This window comes from Streptomyces niveiscabiei, assembly GCF_001419795.1.
Lineage (GTDB): Bacteria > Actinomycetota > Actinomycetes > Streptomycetales > Streptomycetaceae > Streptomyces > Streptomyces niveiscabiei.
This window is the reverse complement of sequence record NZ_LIRL01000904.1, coordinates 1-1,565: the sequence shown is the minus strand read 5'-3', so window position 1 is coordinate 1,565 and position 1,565 is coordinate 1. Positions and strand designations below refer to the sequence as shown.

At 69.7% G+C, this 1,565-nt stretch carries 1 protein-coding gene; it reads left to right on the top strand.

Annotation, left to right across the window (positions count from 1 at the left end; translation table 11 throughout):
- Positions 1–16: 16 nt before the first annotated feature.
- Positions 17–1,565, top strand: a 1,549-nt coding sequence (locus AOK24_RS36660) for a protein O-GlcNAcase (protein ID WP_338060970.1), incomplete at its 3' end; no start/stop codon positions are given.

The window sequence follows — 1,565 nt, the reverse complement described above, 5'->3', positions numbered from 1 at the left end:
GCTGGCGGACGTCACGGTGAAGGACTGGCCGACGACGAAGCTCAGGGGCGTGATCGAGGGCTTCTACGGCACCCCGTGGTCGCACGCGGCGCGCCTGGCCCAACTCGACTTCTACGGCCGCACGAAGCAGAACGTATACGTCTACTCCCCCAAGAACGACGCCTACTTGAGGGCACGCTGGCGGGACGAGTACCCGCCCGCCGCGCTCGCGACCCTCAAGGAACTGGTGGACAGGGCGGCGCAGAACCACGTCCGCTTCACCTACGCCCTCTCCCCGGGCCTGTCGGTCTGCTACTCCTCGCCGGACGACATCGCGGCGCTGGTACGGAAGTTCGCGTCGCTGTACGACATCGGCGTGCGCTCGTTCGCGATCCCGCTGGACGACATCAGCTACACGAAGTGGAACTGCGCCGCCGACGAGACCAGGTTCGGTACGGGCGGCGCGGCGGCGGGCACGGCCCAGTCGTACCTGCTCAACGAGGCGTGGACGGCGTTCAGCGAGGGCCGCTCGGGGCTCGGCCCGCTGGAGATGGTCCCCACCGAGTACTCCGACCTCGCCGACAGCCCGTACAAGACGGCGCTGCGTGAGCGGCTCGGCAAGGACGTCGTCGTGGAGTGGACCGGCACGGCCACGATTCCTCCGGTGATCACCACCGCCCAGACCGAGCAGGCCCGCGAGGTGTACGGGCATCCCGTCCTGATCTGGGACAACTACCCGGTGAACGACTACGTCACGAGCCGTCTCCTCCTCGGCCCCTACAACGGCCGCGAGCCCGGCGTGCCGACCGCCGCCGTCGGCGTGACCGCCAACCCGATGGTGCAGGCGGAGGCCAGCAAGCTGGCCCTGTTCACCTCGGCGGACTTCCTCTGGAACCCGCACGCGTACGACCCCCACAGGGCGTTCCTCGCCTCGGTCCGCGACCTCGCGGGCCCGGCGGCGGAGAAATGGCTGCGGATCTTCGCGGAGAACCAGTACTCCTCGGCGCTGAACACCACCGAGTCCCCCACCCTGACGAAGCTGATCGCGGACTTCCGCGACGGGTACGGCGAGCGGGCCACGGCGGCTCTGCGCGCCTACTTCACCGACATGGCGGCAACCCCCGCCCAGTTGCGCGCCCACCTCGCCAACCCCGGTTTCCTCAAGGAGAGTTCGGCCTGGCTGGACAAGCTGGGTTCGTACGGCAGCGCCGGCCTCACCGCCATCGACCTGCTGCTGGCGCACCGGCAGGGCGACACGGAAGCCGTCTCCCGCCTCTGGAACCGCCTCCAGTCCGAGCGCAAGGCCCTCGACGCGGTCCCCCAGCAGATCTCCCCCGGCGTCATGGACCAGTTCCTGTTCCGCACGTCCCTGGAGAACGCCCCCGCCCCCGGCCCGGACGCCACCTTCACCCCGACGTCCCTCACCCTGAAACCCGGCGAGAAGGCCACGGTCAAGCTCAGCTTCTCCGAACCCGGCCCGGCACAATGGCAGTTGACGGTCCCGCAGGGCCTCACCGCAACCCCCACCACCGGCACAACCACCACAGCCACCATCACCCTCACAGCCGCCCCCGACGCCAAGCCCG